Source organism: Aeromonas genomosp. paramedia (assembly GCF_023093515.1).
GTDB lineage: Bacteria > Pseudomonadota > Gammaproteobacteria > Enterobacterales > Aeromonadaceae > Aeromonas.
Map to the genome: position 1 here is coordinate 323,192 of NZ_JAAROG010000018.1, position 23,970 is coordinate 347,161.

The 23,970-nt window shown below is 65.4% G+C and carries 23 protein-coding genes, 1 tRNA gene and 1 other annotated feature; of the genes, 13 read left to right on the plus strand and 11 right to left on the minus strand.

The features are described 5' to 3' along the window. The 7 genes from phrB to HB860_RS14625 form a co-directional block, all read right to left on the minus strand. A complete protein-coding gene (gene phrB / locus HB860_RS14595; RefSeq protein WP_247627110.1) occupies positions 1 to 1,425 on the minus strand; it encodes a deoxyribodipyrimidine photo-lyase in 1,425 nt (474 codons plus the stop codon). Beyond that, a complete protein-coding gene (locus tag HB860_RS14600) occupies positions 1,422 to 2,309 on the minus strand; it encodes a MerR family transcriptional regulator (protein ID WP_247627111.1) in 888 nt (295 codons plus the stop codon). The genes phrB and HB860_RS14600 overlap by 4 nt, the downstream gene beginning before the upstream one ends. A gap of 132 nt (positions 2,310 to 2,441) precedes the next feature. Then, complete coding sequence (locus HB860_RS14605) at positions 2,442 to 3,386, minus strand: YbgA family protein (RefSeq protein WP_247627112.1); 945 nt, start codon at positions 3,384 to 3,386, stop codon at positions 2,442 to 2,444. 173 nt (positions 3,387 to 3,559) lie between these two features. After that, positions 3,560 to 4,189, minus strand: coding sequence for an autotransporter (locus HB860_RS14610; protein ID WP_247627113.1), 630 nt, complete (start codon positions 4,187 to 4,189; stop codon positions 3,560 to 3,562). Positions 4,190 to 4,371: 182 nt separating this feature from the next. Further along, positions 4,372 to 4,926: a DUF3157 family protein gene (locus tag HB860_RS14615; RefSeq protein WP_139434195.1), complete on the minus strand. Its 555-nt coding sequence runs from the start codon at positions 4,924 to 4,926 to the stop codon at positions 4,372 to 4,374. A gap of 95 nt (positions 4,927 to 5,021) precedes the next feature. Further along, positions 5,022 to 5,852 carry a hypothetical protein gene (locus HB860_RS14620; RefSeq protein WP_202046984.1) on the minus strand — a complete coding sequence of 277 codons (831 nt, stop codon included), beginning with the start codon at positions 5,850 to 5,852 and terminating at the stop codon, positions 5,022 to 5,024. A gap of 143 nt (positions 5,853 to 5,995) precedes the next feature. Further along, positions 5,996 to 6,595, minus strand: coding sequence for an HAD family hydrolase (locus tag HB860_RS14625; RefSeq protein ID WP_247627114.1), 600 nt, complete (start codon positions 6,593 to 6,595; stop codon positions 5,996 to 5,998). 164 nt (positions 6,596 to 6,759) lie between these two features. Next, positions 6,760 to 6,882: a sequence feature (Phe leader region), on the plus strand. Between the two features lie 38 nt (positions 6,883 to 6,920). On the opposite strand from HB860_RS14625, the gene pheA reads away from it, so the two are divergent. Further along, complete coding sequence (pheA, locus tag HB860_RS14630) at positions 6,921 to 8,093, plus strand: prephenate dehydratase (RefSeq protein ID WP_139434192.1); 1,173 nt, start codon at positions 6,921 to 6,923, stop codon at positions 8,091 to 8,093. A gap of 553 nt (positions 8,094 to 8,646) precedes the next feature. Here pheA and HB860_RS14635 read toward each other — a convergent pair. Then, the gene (locus tag HB860_RS14635; RefSeq protein WP_202046987.1) at positions 8,647 to 9,072 is read right to left on the minus strand and encodes an LPP20 family lipoprotein; all 426 of its coding nucleotides are present in this window, start codon (positions 9,070 to 9,072) and stop codon (positions 8,647 to 8,649) included. 20 nt (positions 9,073 to 9,092) lie between these two features. Beyond that, entirely contained in the window at positions 9,093 to 9,713 is a 621-nt protein-coding gene (locus tag HB860_RS14640) for a FlgO family outer membrane protein (protein ID WP_247627115.1), read from the minus strand. Positions 9,714 to 9,998: 285 nt separating this feature from the next. Between HB860_RS14640 and HB860_RS14645 the strand changes: the two genes are divergently transcribed. The 3 genes from HB860_RS14645 to ppk2 all read left to right on the plus strand — a co-directional run bounded on the left by HB860_RS14645 (position 9,999) and on the right by ppk2 (position 12,334). Next, positions 9,999 to 11,153, plus strand: a complete 1,155-nt coding sequence (locus tag HB860_RS14645; RefSeq protein WP_139434189.1) for a flagellar assembly protein FlgT — start codon at positions 9,999 to 10,001, stop codon at positions 11,151 to 11,153. 50 nt (positions 11,154 to 11,203) lie between these two features. Continuing rightward, a tRNA-Arg gene (locus HB860_RS14650) sits at positions 11,204 to 11,280 on the plus strand. A gap of 229 nt (positions 11,281 to 11,509) precedes the next feature. Continuing rightward, positions 11,510 to 12,334 (plus strand): polyphosphate kinase 2, encoded by an 825-nt coding sequence (gene ppk2 / locus HB860_RS14655; RefSeq protein ID WP_247627116.1) that lies wholly within the window; start codon positions 11,510 to 11,512, stop codon positions 12,332 to 12,334. Between the two features lie 286 nt (positions 12,335 to 12,620). On the opposite strand, the gene HB860_RS14660 is transcribed toward ppk2, so the two are convergent. Beyond that, positions 12,621 to 14,261: a SulP family inorganic anion transporter gene (locus HB860_RS14660; protein WP_247627117.1), complete on the minus strand. Its 1,641-nt coding sequence runs from the start codon at positions 14,259 to 14,261 to the stop codon at positions 12,621 to 12,623. A gap of 281 nt (positions 14,262 to 14,542) precedes the next feature. Here HB860_RS14660 and HB860_RS14665 point away from each other — a divergent pair, with 281 nt between their 5' ends. Further along, positions 14,543 to 15,604, plus strand: coding sequence for a PQQ-dependent sugar dehydrogenase (locus tag HB860_RS14665; protein ID WP_247627118.1), 1,062 nt, complete (start codon positions 14,543 to 14,545; stop codon positions 15,602 to 15,604). A gap of 41 nt (positions 15,605 to 15,645) precedes the next feature. After that, a complete protein-coding gene (locus HB860_RS14670; RefSeq protein WP_247627119.1) occupies positions 15,646 to 15,801 on the plus strand; it encodes an entericidin A/B family lipoprotein in 156 nt (51 codons plus the stop codon). 13 nt (positions 15,802 to 15,814) lie between these two features. Here HB860_RS14670 and HB860_RS14675 read toward each other — a convergent pair whose 3' ends face one another. Beyond that, positions 15,815 to 16,603, minus strand: a complete 789-nt coding sequence (locus tag HB860_RS14675) for a DeoR/GlpR family DNA-binding transcription regulator (protein ID WP_202047020.1) — start codon at positions 16,601 to 16,603, stop codon at positions 15,815 to 15,817. A gap of 256 nt (positions 16,604 to 16,859) precedes the next feature. Between HB860_RS14675 and ltnD the strand changes: the two genes are divergently transcribed. The 7 genes from ltnD to HB860_RS14710 all read left to right on the plus strand — a co-directional run bounded on the left by ltnD (position 16,860) and on the right by HB860_RS14710 (position 23,940). Continuing rightward, a complete protein-coding gene (gene ltnD / locus HB860_RS14680) occupies positions 16,860 to 17,768 on the plus strand; it encodes an L-threonate dehydrogenase (RefSeq protein WP_247627120.1) in 909 nt (302 codons plus the stop codon). Then, positions 17,765 to 19,015 carry a 3-oxo-tetronate kinase gene (gene otnK / locus HB860_RS14685; RefSeq protein WP_247627121.1) on the plus strand — a complete coding sequence of 417 codons (1,251 nt, stop codon included), beginning with the start codon at positions 17,765 to 17,767 and terminating at the stop codon, positions 19,013 to 19,015. Before ltnD ends, otnK begins: the two co-directional genes overlap by 4 nt. Next, entirely contained in the window at positions 19,008 to 19,640 is a 633-nt protein-coding gene (locus HB860_RS14690) for an aldolase (RefSeq protein ID WP_247627122.1), read from the plus strand. Before otnK ends, HB860_RS14690 begins: the two co-directional genes overlap by 8 nt. Before the next feature lie 61 nt (positions 19,641 to 19,701). Next, positions 19,702 to 20,475 carry a 2-oxo-tetronate isomerase gene (otnI, locus tag HB860_RS14695; protein WP_247627123.1) on the plus strand — a complete coding sequence of 258 codons (774 nt, stop codon included), beginning with the start codon at positions 19,702 to 19,704 and terminating at the stop codon, positions 20,473 to 20,475. 35 nt (positions 20,476 to 20,510) lie between these two features. Beyond that, a complete protein-coding gene (denD, locus tag HB860_RS14700; protein ID WP_247627124.1) occupies positions 20,511 to 21,461 on the plus strand; it encodes a D-erythronate dehydrogenase in 951 nt (316 codons plus the stop codon). Continuing rightward, positions 21,458 to 22,963 carry a GntP family permease gene (locus tag HB860_RS14705; protein WP_247627125.1) on the plus strand — a complete coding sequence of 502 codons (1,506 nt, stop codon included), beginning with the start codon at positions 21,458 to 21,460 and terminating at the stop codon, positions 22,961 to 22,963. Before denD ends, HB860_RS14705 begins: the two co-directional genes overlap by 4 nt. An 86-nt stretch (positions 22,964 to 23,049) precedes the next feature. Beyond that, the gene (locus tag HB860_RS14710; protein ID WP_247627126.1) at positions 23,050 to 23,940 is read left to right on the plus strand and encodes a DMT family transporter; all 891 of its coding nucleotides are present in this window, start codon (positions 23,050 to 23,052) and stop codon (positions 23,938 to 23,940) included. The last annotated feature ends 30 nt before the right edge of the window (positions 23,941 to 23,970 follow it).

The window sequence follows — 23,970 nt, forward strand, 5'->3', positions numbered from 1 at the left end:
TTATTGCTTCTCCAGGTCACGGAACATCTCGATGGCCCTCACCCGTGCAACGGCATGATCCACCATGGGCGCCGGGTAGTCCTGCCGCCCCTTGAGCCGCAACCAGTCGTGGGGCTGGTGCACATGGGTGGCAGGCAGATCGGCAAGCTCAGATACCCAGGTACGGATAAACTCCCCTTGTGGATCAAATCGTTGCCCCTGAGTCGTCGGGTTGAACACCCGAAAGTAGGGGGCCGCATCGGCGCCTGTGCCCGCTGCCCACTGCCAGCCGCCATTGTTGGCCGCCAGATCCCCGTCGATCAGCCGGCTCATGAAGTAATCCTCCCCGAGCCGCCAGTGGATATGCAGATCCTTGGTCAGGAAACTCGCCACTATCATCCGCAGCCGGTTGTGCATCCAGCCGGTGGCGTTGAGGCAGCGCATGGCGGCGTCGACTATGGGGTAGCCGGTGCGCCCCTCGCACCAGGCGGCAAAGGCATCCGGGTCCCAGCTCCAGGGCAGGGCCGCCGTCTCCGGCTTGAAAGGGCGATTCATCGAGAGGGTCGGGATCAGTACCAGCAGGTGGCGATAGAACTCGCGCCAGATGAGTTCATTGAGCCAGACGAAACCGGGCTGCGCCTTGGACTGGGGCCGGCCGCCGAGCCGCTGCTGCAAGGCCGCCACGCACTGACGGGGGCTGACGATGCCCGCCGCCAGATAGGGGGAGAGGATGGAGGTACCCGCCAGCGCCGGAAAATCACGGGTCTCGCCGTAGCCCAGCACCCCCTGCTCCAGGAAGGCATGCAGCCGCCGCAGGGCCTCGGCCTCCCCCACCGGCCAGCGGGGATCCGGGGTCAGCTCCCCGAGTCCCTCATCGACAAAGGCCCGCTCGGCGAGCGGCTGCCAGGGCAGGGAGTCGCCCAGCGGCGCCGGGGCTCTGTGGATGACGAAGCCATCCTCATCCAGCGCCTTGAGCCAGGCGCGGCTGAAGGGGGTGAAGACCTTGAACATCTCCCTCCCGCCGGTCAGCACCCGTCCAGGGGGCAGCACGCAGCAGCCGTTGAGCCAGTGGCAACCCACCTCCTGCTCTGCCAGCGCGGCGGTGACCGCATGGTCCCGGCGCTGTTCGTCCAGTTCGATGGCCTGATTGGCGTAGAGCTGGGTGACGCCGAGCTCGCGGCAGAGGTCAGCCAGCGCCGCAGGCACCTCGGCAAAGGTCTCGACCCGCAGCAGATGGAGCTGGATGCCGAGGGCCGCCAGCTCACGGCCCAGCGCATCCACCTGGGCCAGGATGAAGCGCTGGCGGATGGGGGCCATCTTGTGCTGCCGCCACTGGGTGGGGGAGATGATGAAGAGTGCGGCGACCGGCTCATCGCTGGCGCAGCCATGACGCAGCGCCGGGTTGTCGGAAAGGCGCAAGTCATTGCGAAACCAGACCAGCCTCATGATCTCTTGCTCCCGCGCCCGCTCAGGCCACGGGCGGCAGGCCTGTCCACCATCACCTCGGCCAGGGTCGCCCGCCAGCCGTGAGCGGCCAGCCAGTCAGCGTCATAGAGTCGCCCCAGCTCGCCAAAGAGCCGGGTACCGGCAGGCCAGTCGGCGGCCAGCGCCGGCTTGCCAAGGCCGGCCCCCAGCAGCACCCGCCAGGGGGTGAGGGCTCGCCCTTCCAGCAGGGCGACGTGGCGCGGCTCCACCGCCCCCAGCAACTGCACCTCATAGCCCTGACCGATCAGCTCGTAGGCCGCCCAGACCAGATCGAGAGGGCCCACCTGACCCCAGCTCGCCAGGGTGACCGGCAGCCCCTTCTCCTGCTCGATGAGGTGGCGGGCGAAGCGGGTGTGGAGCCAGCCCAGCCACACCTGTTGCAGCAGCTCGCCATCCGGCCGCTCGCGCCACAGGCCCAGCAGCCGCTCCACCAGCGGCTGCAGCACCCGGCTGCGCACCAGCTCGAAGGGGTAGCTCGCCAGCAGGTCGTTAAGCTCGGCCTCCGCCTTGCGCTGATTGAAGGCGAGCAGCGCCTGGCTGAACTGCTCCAGGGTCTGCTGCCAGTGATCGCTCACCGGCTGGGACTGGGGCTCGCTCAACAGCCCTTTCACCTGGCCTATGCTCACCCCCCGCTCCAGCCAGCTCAGGATCTCGCCTATCTGGCGGATATCCTGCTCGCTGTAGAGGCGGTGCCCCTTGTCGGTGCGGGCGGGCTGCACCAGGCCGTAGCGGCGCTGCCAGGCACGCAGGGTGACGGCATTGACCCCGGTGAGGCGGGAGACCTCGCGGATGGGGTAGATCCCCTCGTCCGGCTTGGCGGCATCATCTTGTGGTACATCAGACATGGTGACTTCCATTCAACAGGGTATGGGCGCCCCGAGCCCAGAGGCTGCGTCGGGGCACAAGCGAATTCAGAGCCCGTCACGCAGCTTGCGCGTATCGGGATGTGGCTCTGGATAAGGCTGATCTCGCCATTCTCAAAGCCCGTAACGCAATTTCAGCGTATCGGGATGCGGGTTGAGATAGACCTGCTCGGACAAGTAGGCATTGGGGTATTCCCGCAGGTAGTGGCGGATCAGGGTGAGGGGCACCAGCAGCGGGAAGATGCCGGTGCGGTACTTGTCTATGGTGTCGCAGAGCTCCTGCTTCTGGGCCGGGGTCAGCACCCGCTTGAAATAGCCCTGCAGGTGCATCAGCACATTGGTGTGGCTGCGACGGTTGGCACGCAGGGTCAGGGCCGCCATCAGGCCCTTGATGTAGTTGTCGGCCACCTCCTGCAGGTTGGCCTTGCCGAGGTTGCCGAGCAACTTGCCAAGGGTGCGGTAGTGGGTGGTGGCGTGGGAGAGCACCAGGTACTTGTAGCGCGAATGAAAGCGGATGAGGGCGGCAGCGGTGATCCCGCTGGCGCAGAGCCGCTGCCAGTCGTGATAGGCGAAGACCCGCAGCACGAAGTTCTCCCGCAGTATGGGATCGCACAGGCGGCCGTCTTCCTCCACCGGCAGCAGGGGGTTGGCCTCCATCAAGGCCTTGGCAAAGAGACCAATTCCCTCCTTGGCGCTCCCCTCGTTGTTGGCGCCATAGATGCGCACCCGCTCCATGCCGCAGCTGGGTGACTTGGCACAGAGGATGTAGCCGGAGATGAAGTCGAGCTGGCGTGCCTTCTGCTCGCTGAAGGCGATGAGCCGCTCGGTGACGTCGAAGCTGCCGTTGCTCGCCTCGGCCCGCACCTCCCCATGACGCTTGACCAGGCGGATGGCGGCGCGGGGTGCGCCCAGGCCGATGGCCATCTCGGGACAGACCGGGTGATAGTCGAAGTGGGCGCCAAGATCCCGTTCGCAGAAACTGGAGCGCTTGTGGCCCCCGTCGAACCGCACTTCCTGCCCCAGCAGACAGGCACTGATACCGACCTTGATCTTGTACATGATTGCGCCCCTTGTATAAGCATTGAACCAGTTATAGCAGTTATACAAAGAAATGAAAGTTGTATAACTATTACGGACCGATACGACACAAGGGGGAAAACAGGATCACCGGAAAATGAAAAAGCCCATGACCGGGGTCATGGGCAAAATGGAGGTCACGACAGACAGGGAAATCAGAAGCTGTATTTCACACCCAGGCTGGTGATGGATCCTTTCTGCAGATCCCAGTTGCGATAGGTGTAATCGGCGGTGAGGGCCAGGTTCTGGCTCACCTTGTAGGCGGCACCCGCCTTGAAGTCGTGCATGTCGTCGGTCATGTTGGCGTAGCGATAGCCGGTGGAGAGCTCGACGGCGCCGATGTCGTAGCGCAGGCCTACTTCACCGTAGAGGCTGCCGCTCTGCTTGCGGGTGATGTCGTCCCAGCCGCTGTCGTTGACGTTGGAGGCAAGCTCGCGCTCCATGCTGTAGCCCATCAGACCCGCTTCACCGTACAGGTTCAGGCCGGTGCTGAGGGGAGTGAATACCCCCATACCCAGATTGGAGATGGCCATGCTGTCATTGCCGCTGTTGCGGGAGCTGTATTCGGAACCGAAACGGCCGTAGAAGTTGGAGCCGAAGCTCTTGGAGAGATCCAGGCTCAGACCACCGAAATCGCGGTTGTTGCTGTCCTTGCCACCGACGTAGTCGGACTTGGTGTGTGCCCAGGTGGCAGACCCCTTGGCGTAGCTGAACGCATCTTGCGCCAGGACGGAGGTGGAAGAGAGGCCGGCCAGAACCAGAACAGACAGTGCGAGTTTTTGCATTTTGTTGACTCCGATTGTTGAGTTAGGCGGAACCTAACTGGAATGGAGCCATTGTGACGGGCGAGGGGGGAGGTGCCGAGCGGCAAGCTGTTGCCAAACCATGTCAGATGTAAGCAGATATTGCTGGCGGTTACCGGAGCAACACTCCATGAGGGACGGGCCTGCCCGTCCCCGCCGCTATCCTAGCGGAATTCCACTTCGTCGATCTGCACCCGCACCAGCGGCTTGCCGGTCAGATTGGCCGGGCGGGCCAGCTCGATGGCCCGCGACGGACGCTGCTCGCCCTTGCGCAGATAGGATTCAGGCAGACGATTCTCCCCGACCCAGAAGCGCACCGGCTGGGTCGCCAGCTGCACCCCCTCGGCGCTGAACAGGGTCAGGCTGCCGTTGACCCGCACCACGTTGCGGCTGCCGGTGTTGCTCACCATGAACTGCAGGCGCAGCGGATCCTCGCCCTCCACCTGGTTCAGGGTCACCGTGATCCCGTCCCGGGTCGCCTGGGCGAGCAGGTCGGGATTGGCCAGGGCCTGCTCGGTCAGCACCGGCGCCGCCACGCTCGTCGTCACCGTCTTGCCGGCCACCGTCTCGGCGGGTTTCACCAGCAGGTACTCCCAGGTGAAGTCGTCGTTGAGCTGCACCTGACGGCCATCGGCCAGGGTGACCTGGGTCAGGGGCGCGGCCTGGGCCAGCATGGGGGAGAGGCAGAGGGCAAGCAGCAGTCTGGACAAGGGTTTCATGGGCAGATGACTCGATAGGGATGCAGAGGGAGCAGTATAAAGAGTCGGGCTGTCCTTGCCTATGACCCGACTCACGTTACGGGCCTGGGCCGGGGTCAGATGACCAGCTGCTGGGGGTCTTCCCCCGATACCATGTCCAGGGTCACCAGATCGAACTGGGCGCTCTTGAGCGCCTTCTGGATGCTCGGCTGCATGTCGAACACCAGGGCCCGCATACGCTGGGGCACCCTGATCCTGGCCAGGGTGGTGACCCTGTCCGCCAGGGTATGGAAGAAGACCTGGGCCCCGTCCAACCCCATGTCGAACAGCATCTGCTCGGCCATGTCCACCATGCGCAGGTGGCGCCGGTCCAGGGACTCGACGTCGGAGAAGCGCTGGCTCAGGCAAGCCTCTCCCCCCGCCCCCCACAGGGCCAGCTGGCGCTTGTGGAAGCCATAGCGAAAGTCCCGGTGGGTCATGCCCTGCTCGGCAAAGATCCAGAGGGTATTGGCCGGCACGCTGTCGAAACGCCGCAGATACTCCCGCATCTCCTCCACCGAGGCCGACATCAGGATAGGGGGGCCGTCATCGTGCTCGAGCTGCTGGCAGAGGTAGCGCACCGGATCCGTCACCTCGGCGAGGTGGCCGAGGTGCACGCTGAAGATCATCTCGTCGGTCCTGATCACCTGGTGGGCGATGCCGTAGTGCTTGCAGTAGCGCTTGGCCCGGGCCACCGCCTTGCGGCTCAGGGTCGGGTTGTCCAGGGTGATGGCCCGAAAGCGGACCCCGCTGGCCCGGCACAGATCCATGCTGTAACAGGACTCCAGCCGGCCGGAGAAGGAGACAAGCAGTTCGCCGTAACCGGCCAGGGTATTGATGAGCCTCTGTTCCCTGGCCTGAAATAGCTGATCGTATCCCCGATTCAGCGCGACGACATTGGCATCCATAACAACGGCTCCGGATGATGAATAGGATGTTATTTTGCGATGACAAAGCTGAATAGACACTTAAAGAATAGGGACAAAGTTGTTCTTTATTCGCTCAAGAGGCAAATCAGCCCCCCTTTTCTCCGGGCCCGGCGAAGGGCCCCTCAGGCGGGCAACCATCCCTGCTCGACCAGTTGCCGGCGGCATGCGGGGGCGTCGGTGAACACCATGCCCTGCAGGCCGAGCGCCCGGGCCGCCGCCACGTTGGCCGGGCTGTCGTCGATAAAGAGGCACTCCCCAGCCTTGAGGTCGAACGACACCAGCAGATAGCGGTAGATGTCGGGCTCGGGCTTGAGCATCCGCACCCGGGCCGACACCACCTTGCCGCTGAAGAAGCGCCAGAACTCCTGATGCTGCTCCAGCCAGTCGATGCTGGCATGGCCCATGTTGGAGAGGGCGTAGAGCCGGTGACCGGCACTGTGCAGCACCTCGATAAGCGCCACCATGGCGGGGTCCGGCAGCAAGGAGGCGGGCACCGCCTGCAGGATGGCGAGGTTCTGTGCCATAGGCAGGCCGATGCGTGCCTCTGCCTGGCGCGCCATGGCGTGCAGAGAGAGGGTGCCCCTGTCCACCTCCAGCCAGTCGGGGTGGTTGAACAGCAGCTCCGCCAGGGCCTCGGCGCCATCCGGTCCTCGCACCGAGCGCACTATGCCGACCGGATCCCAGCTCACCACTACCCGTCCCAGATCGAAGATAATCGCCATCCTCTCGCCTCCCTCTCATTGACCAGCAACAACGGGACCAGTGTGACACTCATTCGGCCAGGGATCCCGACCATCTACCCTGCCCCGTTCAACGCACCGGGGCAAGTTTTACTTGCATCGGCGTGCCAAATCCCTTAATGGTTATGACGTTACATTCAGGACAACATCATGCACACACCATTCTTCTTTGCTTTCTCGTTTATCCGGCCCTCATGAGGGAAGGCCCTGTCGTCGCATCAACAGAAAGCAAAGACGAATCGAGCCTCCCCCAGCGGAGGCTTTTTTTTGCAGCAACCACCACAGAAGATTTGGATAGGGAACCACCATGGCAACGCTCGACGAGATCAGACAAGACATCACCCAGTTGGATCAGGAGCTGCTCGCCCTGCTGGCCAAACGCAAGACCCTCAGCATCGAGGTTGCCCGCGCCAAGCAGGCCAATCCCCGTCCCATCCGCGACACCCAGCGGGAGCAGGACCTGCTGGTTGCCCTGATCCAGAAGGGGCGTGCCCTCGGACTGGATGCCCAGTACATCACCCGCATCTACCACACCATCATCGAAGATTCCGTGCTCTCCCAGCAGGCCTACCTGCAGAGCCTGCTCAACCCCCAGCAGCAGGAGCCCATGACCAGCGTCGCCTACCTGGGCCCGCGCGGCTCTTACTCCAGCCTGGCCGCCCGCAAGTACCTGGCGCGCTACAAGGATCAGGTCATAGAGGTGAACTGCCAGAACTTCCGCGAGGTGCTGGACACGGTGGAGTCGGGCCGCGCCGCCTTCGGGGTGCTGCCCATCGAGAACACCAGCTCGGGCTCCATCAACGAGGTGTACGACGTGATGCAGCACACCACCCTCTCCATCGTGGGTGAGCTGACCTATCCCATAGAGCACTGCATCCTCACCGCCGTGCCCACCGAGCTGTCACGCATCAAGACCTTCTACGCCCATCCCCAGGTGTTCCAGCAGTGCTCCCACTACCTGAGCAAGCTGGAAGGGGCGCGCCACGAGATCTGCGACTCCTCCTCCAGCGCCATGATGAAGGTGAAGGAGCTGGGGAGCCCGGATGCGGCGGCCATCGGCAGCGCCGCCGGCGGCGAGCTGTATGGTCTCGACGTGCTGGCCGAGCAGCTCGCGAACCAGAAGGAGAACTACAGCCGCTTCATCGTGGTGGCGCGCAAGCCCATCGACGTGGCGCCCCAGATCCCGGCCAAGACCACCCTCATCATGTCTACCTCCCAGAAGCCGGGCTCCCTGGTGGAGGCGCTGCTGGTGCTGCGCAGCCACGAGATCAACATGACCAAGCTGGAATCCCGTCCGGTGCAGGGCAACCCCTGGGAGGAGATGTTCTATCTGGATGTCTCCGCCAACCTGCAGACCCCTGAGATGCAGGCCGCCCTGCTGGAGCTGACCAAGATCACCCGCTACGTCAAGGTGCTGGGTTGCTACCCGAGCGAAGACGTCAAGCCGACTGCAGTGCCGCCGGTGCTGATGGGCAGCTAAGCCCCCGAACGGCAAGAGGCGAGCATCAGGCTCGCCTCTCTCTTTGCTGTCTCCCCACCCCCGCGGGCGGCGCCGCAGCCCCCAGTCCCCCGATTTAGCGTTCGGAAAAACTGAACGACATATCCCCACCATTCACTCCAGGTATACGACCTGGGCCGCCAACCGGGCCCCAGACTCACGCCGGCGGGGCGCCAACCCGGCTCCTGCCCCCTGCCGACCCGATCCCCGGCCAAACAAAAAGGCGAGCCTGCGCTCGCCTTTGTCTGTGCTGTGACGACCGCCGGGCTCATGCCGGCGTCCGCTCGGACCCATCCTGGAACTGACCTGCCATCAGCTGGTTCAGGTGACGGAGAGTGTCGTCCCGCTTCTCGCCCTGGAACTGACCCGACATCGGCTGGCTCAGGTGACGGAGGATAACGTCCCGCTTCGGGTGCTAGAACTGGCCCGACATCAGCTGGTTCAGGTGACGGAGGATAACGCCCCGCTTCTCGCCCTAGAACTGACCCGCCATCGGCTGGTTCAGGTGACGGAGGATAACGTGCCGCTTCGGGTGCTAGAACTGACCCGCCATCAGCTGATTGAGGTGATAGAGGTTGCGGGTGTCGAGCTCCAGCTCGGTGGCATAGGTGTTGCCGCGGGGATAGGTCGCCACCACACGGGCACCGCGCACCATGCCGGCCACAGACACATCCAGGGAGTTGGAGGTCTGGGTCAGGTCCTTGTAGCTGCTCTGGCCACGCACCTGCTGGCCGTTGAGCTGCTCCGCCAGCTCCCGGTAGGCATCCATCTTGGACGCCCGGATCGCCTGCAGCATCTTCTCCGACTGGGAGGGGCCAGGCTGGATGTCGATCACCGCGTAGCCCACCGCCTTGAGCACGGGGAAGTCATCCGGCTTCTCGGCCACGTCGTAGTTTACGACCCGGTTGCCACTGCACGCCGTCAGCAAGAGGGCCATCATCAGGCCAAGCACGATTCTCATGGCTGTCTACTCCTCAGAAATCAAGGGGTCAGGTTGACCAGATGGCCGGACGCGCTCTGGCCGCCCCGCATCAGGTAACCCCGGTTGACCGATGCCCGGCCAAACGAGTTGCTGGCGCCGGACAGATATTGTTGCGGGATAAGGCTCTGGGCCGTGGTCTCCACCATCTTGGTACGCAGATCGATGATCCTGGCATTGACCAGGATCCCCTGCGAATTGCGGCTGAAGGTGCCGGTCAGGATCCGGGAGATGGGCAGGCGGGCGGAGAGATCCTTGTAGTTGCGGCTCATCACGAAGTCGCCACTGGGGGTCACTTGAATGCTGCCCGTGGTCTTGAAGTCCACCACCACCTCACCGCGCCGGTTCAGCTCATAGATGAAGCTTTCCTCGATCTGCAACCCCATCCAGTTGGTGTCCTTCAGGGTGTCGAGATCGACGAAGGAGGCGACGGCGATGGGCTCGGTCAGGGTGGTGAGGGACTTGCGCTCCATCAGCTGATCCGTCATGCGGGCCACCAGCCAGTTGAGCTCCATCCCCTTGGCCGCCTGCCGGGGATCCCCTTGATCCCGGTTGATGGGGTCGGCCGACCCGCAGCCGGCCAGCGCCAGCGCAATCGCCAGCGCCGTGATAATTCTGTTCATGGATACCTGTTCCTGTATCTACACCTGACTTGTTATCGGTCACAGCGGCCAACACTTGAGACGGGAATGCGCCAAGGATCGCCCGATGATCCGCCAGAGGGCCTTGGGCGGCGCCAATAAAGAGGCTGGAGCCGGGAAATGCGGCGAGCTGTACACCCTTTCGCCGGAACAAGGCATGGATCTTGCTTTTATTTGCGCACCCGGTGCAAACCAGGCCAGTGTCCATGAAGCCGCTCATCCGCTCCCCGGGGCGCAAGAGGGGTTCGTCTATTCAAGGTGTACGTTATGAAAGTTGTGCTGCTGTCAACCCTGTTGCTGGCCAGTCTGTCGGCCCGCGCCGAGCTCATAGAGGCGCAAGGCAGTGCCGCTATCCTGGGGGGCGACGAGGTCTATGCCCGCGAGCAGGCGACCCGGGATGCGCTGCGTCAGGCCCTGCTGGCCAGCGGCGCGTCCGTCTCCAGCATCCAGCGCCTGGAGAACGGCAGCCTGCGCTCCGAGCAGATCCAGATCCGCTCCGGCGGCGACATCCGCCAGTACCGCCTCAAGCGCGAGGAGGTGCGCAACGGCCGCATGTACATCACCCTGGTGGCCGACATCCAGGCCGAGCGGCAGATCTGCCAGACCCAGCACTACGCCAAGGATTTGACGCTGGTACGCCTGCGCATGCGCTACCCGGATCAGGCGAGCACCGGCGCCCTCGACGACATGCCGGCGGATCTCTCCCGCCGCCTGTTCGAGACCCTGGCGGCGGCGCCCCAGGGGGTGGTCGCCCGCCAGTGGCTGGACGAAAACCTGCGCATCGATCCCCTCCACCTGCAGCAGGGGGATCGCAGCGCCCTCGAGGAGATCAAGGCCCTGAGCCTGCGCACCGACAGCCAGTATCTGGTGCTCGGCAGCATCGACGATCTCTCCCTCGAGCCCCAGGGCAACCAGCTGACCAGCTGGTATGAAGACCCGATCCGCAACTTCCGCATGCAGCTCTACCTGTTCGACGGCATCAACGGCAGCCTGCTCGGGCGCAAGGAGTATCAGGGCCGGGCCAACTGGACCTTCTCCAAGCGGGAGCAGGTGGGCAGCCACAGCGGCCAGTTCTGGCAGTCCAGCTACGGCCAGGAGGTGAGCTACCAGCTGAAGGAGGCGGCCCAGGACATCATCGCCGAGCTCGCCTGCGCCCCCGTCACCGCCCGCATCGTGGCCCAGCACGAGCGCGGCCCCCACATCAGCCTGGGCCGTCGCAACGGGGTCAAGCTCGGGGATCAGTTCCGCGTCCAGCACAGCGCCGACTTCATCGATCCCTATGGCAAGTCCAGGGTGATGCGCAACCCCGCCGACGGCCTGTTCGAGGTGGTGCAGGTGTTCGAGGATGGCGCCATCATCAGCAGTCAGAACAAATATTCGCCGTTTAATGTCCAAATCGGTGATTTGGCCGTATTGGAATAGGAATCAAGGGTTTAAAAGCACAATGCTTCTTGTATAATGCCCGCCACAAGGTTCCCGTAGCTCAGCAGGATAGAGCGGTCCCCTCCTAAGGGACAGGCCACTGGTTCGACTCCAGTCGGGAACGCCATACAAAACAAGGGGTTGGCATCGCAAGATGCCAACCCCTTGTGCCTTTCTGGCCCAGGCCGCCAGCCCCGACCCTCCCAGGCAAAGCCTCCCGGCGCCAAGCGGCGCGCCAGATACGGATCCCCGCTCGCCTGCTCCCTTCCTGACCGAAACAACTGTCATCTACGCTTGAAGTGCGCCGTCCGGGATGACGGCCACTCCTCATCCGTTCGAGAAAAAAGAAGGACATCATGGCTAGCAAGAAAAAATCCAAAGCAGAACAGCCGGTACCGGTCACCGAGCCCAAGCCCCTTGGCAACAAGGCATACGAGAAGGAGCTGCGTCGCCTGCACGTGGAGCTGGTGAAGCTGCAGCAGTGGGTAGTGCACAAGGGGCTCAAGGTCTGCATCGTCTTCGAGGGGCGCGACGGCGCCGGCAAGGGGGGCACCATCAAGGCGATCACCGAGCGGGTCAGCCCCCGGATATTCAGGGTCATCGCGCTGCCGGCCCCCACGGAGCGGGAGAAGAGCCAGCTCTATTTCCAGCGCTATATTCCGCATCTGCCGGCGGCGGGCGAGATCGTCATCTTCGATCGCAGCTGGTACAACAGGGCCGGGGTGGAGCGCATCATGGGCTTTTGCAGCCAGGAGGCGAGCGACAAATTCCTGGCTGGCACCCCCATGGTGGAAAAAGCGCTGGTGGACTCTGGCATCATTTTGCTGAAGTACTGGCTGGAGGTGACGCCAGAGGAGCAGGAGCGACGGCTGCGGGATCGCATCGACGATGGGCGCAAGATCTGGAAGCTCTCCCCCATGGACATCAAGTCCTTCGATCGCTGGGATGACTACACCCGGGCGCGGGACGCCATGTTCATCGCCACCGACACCGCCTGGGCCCCCTGGTTCGTGGCTCGCTCAGAGGACAAGAAACGAGTGCGGCTCAACATCATCTCCCACCTGCTGAACCACATTCCCTACGAGGAGCTGCCGGCCGAGCCGGTCAAGCTGCCAAAACGCAAGATTGGCAAGGTCAAGGCCTCGGAGCACCCGCTCCGGGTGATCCCGGAACTCTTCTGATCACCATCAAGGGGCAGCCTCCGGCTCGCCCCTTGCCCCCTCACTCTCTGCTCTGCTGATATTGGCGAATCGCCGCCCTGGCATTGAACAGGGCATTGGGGAACCTCCGGCTCGCCCCTTGCTCTCTCACTCCCTGCTCTGCTGATACTGGCGAATCGTCGCCCTGGCATTGGGGGGCTTCTGGCTCATCCCTTGTCCCCTCACGCCCTGCTCTGCTGATACTGGCGGATGGCCGCCCAGGCATTGAACAGGGCATTGGGGAACCTCTGGCTCGCCCTTTGCTCTCTCACTCCCTGCTCTGCTGATACCGGCGGATGGCTGCCCTGGCATTGAACAGCATGCGGTCCTCCCCCAGCTGGTCGGCCAGCCCGCTGCGGCGCACGTTCTCGAGCACCCCGGGATTGAGCCCGGCCAGCCAGAGGGTGACCCCCCTGGCGCGGGCCTGCTGCTCTCCCTCCATCAGCATCATCAGCGCCGAGTACTCCACGTCCTGCACCCGGCTCATGTCCAGCACCACCACCTCGGGCTGGTGAGTCTCGGTCAGCTCGCGGATCCGGGCCGCCACATGCTGCACATTGATGAAGAAGAGGCGCCCCTCCGGCCGCAGGATAAGCAGGCCAGGGATCGTCTCGTCATCGGGGTGCAGCTCACTGAGCGGACGCAGCACATCCTCCCCGGGCTTGCGGCCGATCACATAGACCCTGGGCTGCGCCGTCTGGCTGGCCAGCCCCAGCAGGGAAGCAAGGATGGCAACCACTATCCCCTCCAGGGTGCCGAACAGCAGCACCCCCAGGCAGGCGATGGCGGCCCAGCGAAACTCCATCATGCGAATCTGCCCTATCTTGCGAAACTCCCCCGGCTGGATGAGCCCCACCGAATAGACGATGACCACCACCGCCAGGGTGGCGCTCGGCAGCCAGGAGAGCAGCGGGGCGAGGAAGATCATGGTGGCCAGCGCCATGGCGGCGGTGACGGCGGAGGCCCACTGGCTCAGGCCCCCGACGGAGCGCACCACGGCAGTCTGGGAGGTGCCGCCCCCCGCCGGCATGCTGCCACAGAAGGCGCCCCCCAGGTTGGCCAGCCCGGTGGCCACCAGCTCGCGGTTCGGGTTGATCTCGGGCTCTTCCTTGCCCACGAAGGCCCGCCCTGCGGCTATGGTCTCGGTGAAGCTCATCAGCGCTATGCCCGCCGCCCCCGGCAGCAGCTGCAACACCAGGGTCAGATCCGGCATCGTCAGGGCGGGCAAGCCGGTGGGGATGGTCCCGACGATGGCCACCCCCGCCTCGTTCAGGCCAAAGCCCCACACCAGGGCGATGCCGATACCCACCCCCAGCAAGGGGGCGGGGGAATGGGGGAAGCGCCACTCCATGAACACCAGCACCAGCAGGGTGGCCAGGGCGACTCCCAGGGTCAGCCAGGAGCTCTGGGGCAGGGCCAGCCCCAGGTGGTAGAGATCCAGGAAGAAGTTCTCCTTCTGCAGGTGCACCCCGAACAGCTTGGGCAGCTGATCGAGGATGATCACCAGCCCTATGCCGCTCTTGAACCCCACCAGCACCGGCAGGGAGATGAAGTTGGCCACGAAGCCGAGCCGCAGCACCGCCGCCAGCATCAGCATGGCCCCCACCAGCAGGGTCAGGGTGGCGGTCACTGTGAGCAGCCGACCGGGATCCCCGTCCGGCACCACCAGCCCGAGCTGGGTCGCGGTCAGGATAGCCAGGGTGCTGGTGGAGCTGACGCTGAGCACCCGGGAGGAGCCCAGCAGGGCGTAGAGCAGCATGGGCACGAAGGCGGTGTAGAGACCGACGGCCACCGGCAGACCGGCCACGCTGGCATAGGCCATGGCCTTGGGCAGCACGACCGCCGCCGCTGTGACGCCGGCCAGCAGGTCGGACAGGGAGCGCCTTGGCGCCGACGCGGGTGATGACATCTTATCCTCCATGAACTCATGGCCCTATGGCCCCGATGCTGCACCGGCGCTCGAGTGACCCCGTTGCCAGCCTATGACCATGGCCGCTCGCCCAGGCGTGCGAGCCATGTCTCATCGCACCATCAAGTGTACGCGCCCCGCCTTGCGTCGGGCTGAATGCCTTGAGCGTCGTGGTGGGGAAAGCCCGCAGAGCGGGCCATCGCTCTCCCTCTGTTGGCAACCCCCTATACTTCAGCGACGTTGCGCCGCCGGCCAGCCCCCCTTCCAAGAGGAGATCCCCCTTGCTGCGACTGCTTGCACTGCTGCTGATCTGCCTGGTGAGCCCGCTCCGGGCGCTGACACTGACCCCCCTGGTGGAGGGGCTCAACCATCCCTGGGGACTGGTCCTGCTGCCGGGGGGCGGCTATCTGATTGGCGAGCGCCCGGGCCGCCTGCTGCGCATCGACGCCGGCGGCGAGCGCCATGTCATCTCGGGCCTGCCTCCCCTCGCCGCCACGGGTCAGGGGGGCCTGCTCGATCTCGCCCTGGACGACGAGGGCTGGCTCTATCTCAGCTACAGCGAGCCGGGGGACGGCGGAGCCGGCACCGCCGTGGCCCGCGCCCGGCTGCAAAAGGACGCCCTCGTCGACTGGCAACTGCTGTTTCGCCAGCAGCCCAAGGTGGCTGGCGGCGCCCACTTCGGCTCCCGCCTGGTGCTGACCGAGGATGGCTATCTCTTCATCACCCTAGGCGATCGCTACAGCGAGCGGGAGCGGGCCCAGACGCTGGACAACCACCTCGGCAAAACGGTGCGCCTGCACAGGGATGGCCGGGTGCCCGCCGACAATCCCTTCGTCAAGACGGCGGGGGCCCTGCCGGAGATCTGGAGCCTGGGCCATCGCAACATGCAGGGGGCGGCGCTGCGCCCAGGCAGCCAGCAGTTCTGGGCCCACGAGCACGGCCCCCAGGGCGGGGACGAGGTCAATCTCATCCTGCCGGGCCACAACTACGGCTGGCCCAGAGTGACCTTCGGCGAGGAGTACGGGGGCGGCAAGATTGGCCTGGGCCAGAGCGCGCCGGGCATGACGCCGCCGCGCTGGATCTGGGTGCCCTCCATCGCCCCCTCGGGCATGGGCTTCTACCAAGGCGATCTGTTCAAGGAGTGGCGTGGGGATCTGCTGGTCGGCGCCCTGCGCGGTCAGGCCCTGCTGCGCCTTCGCCTCGCGGGGGACAAGATTGTCTCGGAAGAGCGGCTGCTGACCGATCTCGGGGAGCGGATCCGTACCCTGCAGGAGGGAGCGGACGGCGCCCTCTATCTGCTGACGGACTCAGGCAAGGGGCGCCTGCTCAAACTGACCCCATGACATGGATGCCGGCCCGGACCGGGCGCCGGCGAGGAGGAAGCATGAACAAGAATCGAACCCTGCTGGTGCTCTGCGCCAGCCTCTGGTTGCTGGGCTGCAACACCATCCACGGGGTGGGACGGGACATCGAGAAGGCGGGCGAGGTGATCCAGGGATCCACCAACCTGGCGAGCGAGCCTCAGGCCGGCAAAGAGTGACCGGCTGACACAGTCACTCGACGCCGGAGGCCAGGCTGGCGAGCGGCGCCATGGTCACCCTGACCCCGTGCTGCGCCAGCGCCTCCCGGGCGCTCTGGGGCAGTTGCTCGTCGGTGATCACCTGATCGATCGCATCCCAGCCCACCACGTTGAAGGTGCCCACCTTGCCATATTTGGACGAGTCGCAGATGAGGATGCGGGTCGCCGCCGACTCCACCACGGCCCGCTTCACCGGCACCTTCTGTTCGCTCGGGGTGGAGATCCCCTGCCCGTCCCAGGAGGAGGAGGAGAGGAAGGCAACGTCCAGATGGAGGTTGCGCAGGAAGTGGGCGGTGGCCTCACCGGCGCAGGACTGGTTCTCGCGAATGACCTGCCCCCCGGTGTGATAGAGGCGGCAGCGGCCGTGCTCGATGAGGTAGGCGCACACCATGAAGTCGTTGGTCACTATCATCAGATCTTCCCGCAGCGCCAGCTCCCGGGCCAGCTCCAGGGAGGTGGTGCCGGCATCCAGGTAGACTGTGCTCCCCTCGCTCACCTGGGCGGCGGCGAGCCGGGCGATGGCCAGCTTGGCCCCCTGCATCAGGCTGCGCTTGGTGGCGTGGGAGGGCTCGCTCTTGATCCGCTGGGAGAGGCTGACCCCGCCCGAGACGGAGAGCACCCGCCCCTGCTCCTCCAGCTTCTGGATGTCGCGCCTGATGGTCATGTGGGAGACCTGCAGCCAGTCGGTCAGCTCCACTATGCTGACCACGCCGCGCTCTGCCAGCAGCTGCAGGATACGTTGCTGTCGCTCTACGGGAATCATCTTGCCTCGCACCTCGGGGAAGGGAAGGCGCCATTCTACCCCAGAGACCTGGGAAAAAATGATAATTAACCTGAAACGCGCTCACAAATCACATTTCCTCACACAAGTGGCGCCATTTATTGACTCGAAAGAATCTCAATCCTCATCAATAACAAAAATTAACACACAATAAGTTATTTTTTGTGACACCTGCCTGATATTTCATCGCCGCAAGCCTCTACTATCGGCTCATCAGTCGTAATCGAGGAATCACGAGATGAGCACTCCCTATCATGTTGCGGTCATCGGCCTGGGCGCCATGGGCATGGGCGCCGCCCGCTCCTGCCTGCGGGCCGGGCTCACCACCTATGGCATCGACCTCAGCGAGCAGGCCCGCAGCCAGCTGCAGCAGGCCGGTGCCGCCGCCGTCATGGCCGATGCCAGACCCCTGGCCGAGACGCTCGATGCGGTGTTGCTGCTGGTGGTCAACGCCACCCAGGTGCGCCGCATCCTGCTCGGCGAAGAGGGGCTGGCCCGCCACCTCAAACCGGGCACCGCCATCATGGTCTCTTCCACCATAGCGGCCGAAGAGGCGAGCGCCCTGGCCGCCGAGCTGGCACAGCTGGGACTGCCGATGCTGGATGCGCCTGTCTCCGGTGGCGCCATCAAGGCCGATGCCGGCGAGATGACGGTGATGGCCGCAGGCTCAGAGGCCGCCTTCGACAAGCTGGCCCCGGTACTGGATGCCGTCGCCGGCAAGCTCTACCGGGTCGGCAGCGAACCGGGCCAGGGCAGCACCGTCAAGATCATCCACCAGCTGCTGGCCGGGGTGCACATCGCCGTTGCCGCCGAGGCCATGGCCCTGGCCAGCCGTGCCGGCGTATCGCTGGATCTCATGTATGACGTGGTGACCCATGCCGCCGGCAACTCCTGGATGTTTGAAAACCGCATGCCCCGGGTGCTGGCCGGTGACTACCAGGCCCGCTCCGCGGTGGACATCTTCGTCAAGGATCTCACCCTGGTGGCGGACACCGCCAAGGCGCTGCGCTTCCCGCTGCCGCTCGCGAGCACGGCGCTGAACATGTTCCTCGACGCCAGCAACGCAGGGCACGGCCAGGAAGATGACAGCGCCGTCATCAAGACGTTCTCCGGCATCACACTGCCGGGCCAGGAGGATCAGCCATGAAACTCGGTGTCATCGCAGACGACTTCACCGGCGCCACCGACATCGCCGGTTTCCTGGTGGAGAACGGCCTCTCCACCATCCAGTTTGCCGGCATCCCGACAGCGGCGGATCTGACCGGGGTCGATGCCGTGGTGATCAGCCTAAAGAGCCGCTCCTGCCCCGCCGATGAGGCGGTGCGCGACTCCCTGGCGGCCCTCGACTGGCTCAAGGCCCACGGCTGCCCGCGCATCTACCAGAAATACTGCTCCACCTTCGACAGCACGGCGGCGGGCAATATAGGACCGGTCACCGACGCCCTGCTGGCGGCGCTTGGCCACGACTTCACCCTGATCTGCCCGGCCCTGCCGGTGAACGGTCGCACCGTCTATCAGGGCAACCTCTTCGTCGGCACCCAGCCGCTCGCCGAGTCCGGCATGCGCCACCACCCCATCACCCCCATGACCGACAGCAACCTGCTGCGGCTGATGGAGGGGCAGGCCCAGGGCCGCGCCGGTCTGGTGCCGTTCGCCACCATAGCTCAAGGCCCTGATGCCATTTCCGACGCCTTTGAGCAGCTGGCAGAGGGGGGTGTGCGCTACGCCGTGGTCGACACCCTGACCGAGCAGCACCTGCTGGACATCGCCACCGCCGCCCTCCACATGCCCCTGGTGACCGGCGGATCCGGCCTCGCCATCGGCCTGGCCCGCCAGCTTGGCAGCGGCGATCTGCAGGGTGCCCGCGAGGCGGGCTGGCCCAGAGGCACCCGCGCCGCTGTGCTGTCGGGCTCCTGCTCCGAGATGACCAACCGCCAGGTGGCCCGCTATCGCCAGCACGCCCCCGCCCTGGCGCTGGACGTGGTGCGCTGCCTCGAAGAGGCCGACTACCCGGCCGAGCTGGCGCGCTGGGTACTGGACCAGCCCCTGGCCCCGGCGCCGCTGGTCTACGCCACCACCAGCCCGGTTGAGCTGGCCCGCATTCAGGAGACCCACGGCCAGCAGGCGGCCAGCGATACGGTGGAGCACTGCTTTGCCCGCCTCGCCCAACTGCTGCAAGGCGCCGGTGTGGACCGCTTCATCATCGCCGGTGGCGAGACCTCGAGCCGGGTCACCCAGGCCCTCGGCGTCAAGGCGTTCCACATAGGCCCGCAGATCGCCCCCGGTGTGCCCTGGGTGCGGGCCATCGACGCCCCCCTGTCGCTGGCCCTCAAGTCCGGCAATTTCGGGAGCGACGACTTCTTCGACAAGGCTCAGGAGTACTTCCATGACTGAACAGGCACTGCGCGACACCATGGTGATGCTGGGGGCCTCCCTCTTCCAGCGCGGCTATGCCACCGGGGGCGCCGGCAACCTCTCTGCCCTGCTGCCGGACGGTACCCTGATCGCCACCCCCACCGGCTCCTGCCTGGGACGGCTCAGCGCCGACAGGCTCTCTCACGTCAACCTGCAGGGGGAGCACCTGGGGGGTGATCGCCCCTCCAAGGAGGTGGCCTTCCACCTCGCCATCTACCACAACAATCCGCACTGCCGGGCCGTGGTGCACCTGCACTGCACCCACCTGACCGCCCTCTCCTGCCTGGAGGGGCTGGATCCGGCCAACGTCATCCGCCCCTTCACCCCTTACTACGTGATGCGGGTCGGCCAGTTGCCGCTCATCCCCTACTACAAGCCGGGGGATGCCCGCATCGCCGAGGAGCTGGGGCGCCGCGCCCCCGAGGGCAACGCCTTCCTGCTCGCCAACCACGGCCCCGTGGTGACGGGCAAGGATCTGGTGGATGCGGTCAACAACATGGAAGAGCTGGAGGAGACGGCGCGCCTGGCACTGATGCTCCATGGCCACTCCATCCGCTACCTGAGCGAACCCGAAATCGATGAATTGAGGAGGATGAAACCATGAGCCAGCCCTGGTCCGCCTCTCTGACCCGATATGAACACAACGTATTGAGGAGCATCACGCCATGAGCAAGTTTGCCGCCAATCTCACCATGCTGTTTACCGAGGTGCCGTTCCTGGAGCGCTTCGCCGCCGCCCGGGACGCAGGCTTCGAGGCCGTGGAGTTCCTCTTCCCCTACGAGTGGCCTGCCGCCGAGCTGGGCCGCCGCTTGCGCGAGCAGGGGCTCTCCCAGGCCCTGTTCAACATGCCGCCGGGCAACTGGGGCGCGGGGGAGCGCGGCATGGCCGCCATCCCGGGGCGGGAGGCGGAGTTTCGCGGCCACCTGCCAAGCGTGCGTGACTACGCCCTGGCGCTGGGCTGCACCAAGGTGCACGCCATGAGCGGCATAGTCGACCCGGCTCATAGCCTCTCGGCCCACCGCCAGACCCTGATCGACAACATCCGCTTCGCCGCCGACTTCCTGGCCGCAGACGGCATCAGGGTGCTGCTCGAGCCGCTCAATGATCGGGATGTGCCCGGCTACTTCCTGGCCCACCAGCTCGACGCCCTGGCCCTGGTGCAGGAGATAGACAGACCCAACGTGGGGGTGCAGCTCGACCTCTACCACGCCCAGATAATGGACGGGGATCTCACCCGTCTCATCGGCAAGCTGGGCCCGGCCATCGGCCATGTCCAGATCGCCTCGGTGCCGGATCGCCACGAGCCGGACGAGGGGGAGATCGCCTACCCCCACCTGTTCAAGGTGCTGGCGCAGGCGGGCTACCACGACTGGATTGGCTGCGAGTACAACCCCAGAGCCGGCACCCGGGAGGGGCTGGGCTGGCTGACACAACAATAACGACCCTGAACATGAACGAGTCTGAGGATAACAAGATGCAGATCATCATCACCGGCGGCGGTGGCTTCCTGGGCCAGAAACTGGCCCGGGCCCTGCTGCAAGGCCCCCACCCCTTCACCGAGCTGCTGCTGGTAGACATCCAGCAGCCGCAATCCCCCCTGCCAGACCCCAGGGTTCGCTGCCTGCGGGCCGACCTCACCGAACCCGGTGTCGCCGACTCCCTCATCAGCGAGCGGACCGCCGTGGTCTATCACCTGGCGGCCATCGTCAGCAGCCATGCGGAGCAGGATTTCGATCTGGGCTGGAAGGTCAACCTGGACACCACCCGCCCCCTGCTGGAGGCCTGCCGCCATGCCCGCCCCGGCATCCGCTTCGTCTTCACCAGTTCGCTGGCCGTCTATGGCGGCCCGCTGCCGGCGCTGGTGAATGATGGCACGGCGCTCACCCCCACCTCCTCCTACGGTGCCCAGAAGGCCATGGGGGAGCTGCTGGTCAACGACTACAGCCGCAAGGGCTATGTGGATGGTCTGGTACTGCGCCTGCCCACCATCTGCGTGCGGCCGGGCAAGCCGAACCGCGCCGCCTCGTCCTTCGTCAGCAGCATCATCCGCGAGCCGCTGCAAGGGGAGAGCGCCCTCTGCCCGGTGAGCCCGGATCTACGCCTCTGGCTCTCGAGCCCCGCCACCGTGGTCGCGAACTTCCTGCTGGCGGCCAGGCTCCCCGCCACAGGTGACGCCCGCAGCATCAACCTGCCCGGCATCAGCGTGACCGTCGGCGAGATGCTGGAGGCCCTCGCACGGGCCGGTGGCCAGGCGGCCCGGGATCGGGTGCAGTTTGCCGCCGATCCGGCCGTCGAGCGCATAGTCGCGAGCTGGCCGGGACGCATCGACAACCAGCGGGCCAGCGCCCTCGGCTTCGCGGCAGACAGGACGTTTGCCGACATCATCGACAGTTTCATCACCCATGACATGCAGGAGGCATCATGAGCGACATCCCAACCCCCATCATAGGTCTCATCATCGCGGTCTTCGTGCTGGTGTTCCTGGTCATCCGTACCCGGGTGCACGCCCTGATCGCCATGCTGGCGGCGGCCTGCATCGCCGGGATCACCGGCGGCATGAGCATCGACAAGACCCTCACCGTGATCACCCAGGGCTTTGGCTCCACCCTCGGTAGCATCGGCATCGTCATTGGCCTCGGGGTCATGATGGGTCGCCTGCTTGAGGTCTCCGGCGCCGCCGAGCAGATCGCCTACAGCTTCATCAAGTGGCTCGGCAAGCGCCGCGAGGAGTGGGCCCTGGCCATCACGGGCTACATCGTCAGCATCCCCATCTTCGTGGACTCCGCCTTCGTCATCCTCTATCCGGTGGCCAAGGCGCTGGCGAAAAGCGGCAAGCGCTCCATCCTGACCCTGGGGGTCGCCCTGGCGGGGGGCCTGGTGGTGACCCACCATACGGTGCCACCGACCCCGGGCCCGCTCGGTGTCGCCGGCCTGTTTGGCGTGGACATCGGCGCCATGCTGCTGACCGGCATGGCCCTGGCCATCCCCTGCGTGCTCGGCATCGTCTTCTATGCCCAGTGGCTCGACAAGAAGTACCCCGAGTTCGGCGCGAACGCAGCCCAGACCCCGGACGAGCTGCAAGCCACCTATGAGCAGTACCTCAAGGAGAAGGAGGGCAAGACCCTGCCGAGCCTGACCCTGTCGCTGCTGCCGATCCTGGTGCCCATAGTGCTCATCTTCGTCAAGGCCATCTTCACCACCCTGGCCACCCTGGAGGGGATGGACGGCCTGATGGCGAATCCCCTGGTGCAGGGCATCAACTTCATCGGCACCCCCATCATAGCGCTCGCCATCAGCGTGCTGCTGGCGGTCTATACGCTAGTGCCGCACATGGACAGACACGCCACCGCCGCCCGTCTCGAAGAGGGGCTGCAATCGGCCGGCATCATACTGCTGGTGACCGGTGCCGGCGGAGCCCTCGGGGCCGTGCTGCGCGACAGCGGTGCGGGTCAGCAGCTCGCCGAGCAGATAGCCCAGCTGCCCATCTCCCCCATACTGATCCCCTTCATAGTGGCGACCCTGGTGCGCCTCATCCAGGGGTCAGGCACCGTGGCCATGGTGACGGCGGCCTCCATCTCCGCCCCCATACTGGCGCAGATCCCCGGGGTCAACATGCTGCTGGCCGCCCAGGCCGCCACCATGGGGTCGCTCTTCTTCGGTTACTTCAACGACAGCCTGTTCTGGGTGGTCAACCGCATGATGGGCATCTCCGACGTCAAGCAGCAGATGATCGTCTGGTCCATCCCCACCACCATCGCCTGGGCCATCGGCGGCACCGGCGTCGCCCTGCTGAACCTGATGTTCGGCTCCGGCGGCACCTGGTTCGACCCAGTGCTGCCGCTGCTGGTGCTGGCGCTCATCGTCTGGTACGTCAAGGGGCAGTCCCTGACCCCGGCGGCCGGCGCCGTCCCGAGCCGGGAGTCCTGATTCGCAGCGTCACGGCAACGCTGTGTGACGAGGGCCAGTCTGCTAGACTGGCCCTCTTTTTTCTTCATCTTGCAAAGGAGTGTTGGATGTCTGCTTCTTCCTGGTGGGACAAGTCCACCGGTTTTGCGCTGCTCACCATCTTGCTGTGGGCCTCCCTCGCGGCGCTCACCTCCCGGATCACCAGCGTGTCGCCCCTGGTGCTGGTGGGGCTGGTGCTCTTCTTCTGCGGCGCGGGCACCCTGCCGTTCTGGCGCCAGTGGCGCGCCAGCCCCCTCACCTGGCTGGTGACCATCACCGCCCTGCTGCTCTATCACCTGCTGCTGTTCATGAGCTTTCGCCACGCCCCCGTGCTGGAGGCGAACCTCATCAACTACCTCTGGCCGCTTTGCATCATCTTGTTCACGCCATTGCTGCTGCCGGGCCATCCCCTGAGCCTGCACCATCTGCTGGCCGGGGCCCTGGGTCTGGCGGGCTCGGTGCTGGTGATGGTCGATGGCAAGCTGCAACTGCAACAGGCTCATCTGCCGGGCTACCTGCTGGCCCTCGGCGCCGCCATCGTCTGGGGCGCCTATTCGGTGCTCTCCCGCCGCCTGCCCCCCGCCCCCGCCGTGGTCACGGCGGCCGCCTGCCTGCCCGCTGGGCTCTTGGCCCTGCTGCTCGCCTGGGGGCTGGAGGGGCCGCTGCCCCTCGCCCGCATCCCCCAGGGGGACTGGCTGCTCATCGCCGGGCTGGCCCTCGGTCCCATGGGGGCGGCCTTCGTCACCTGGTATCTGGCGCTGCGAGACGGGGATCCCCGCCGCATCGGGGCGCTCGCCTACCTCACCCCCTTGCTGAGCACCCTGCTGCTGGTCTGGCTCAACGGTGAGCAGCTCACCCCGCGCCACCTGCTGGCGGGGACCCTCATCATGGGCGGTGCCCTGCTCGGCTTGCTGGTAAAGGCCCCCGGGAGCCGCAAAGCGGCACAACCGCTGTCATAAAAACGCCATCTCCCCTGCTTAAGCTCACGC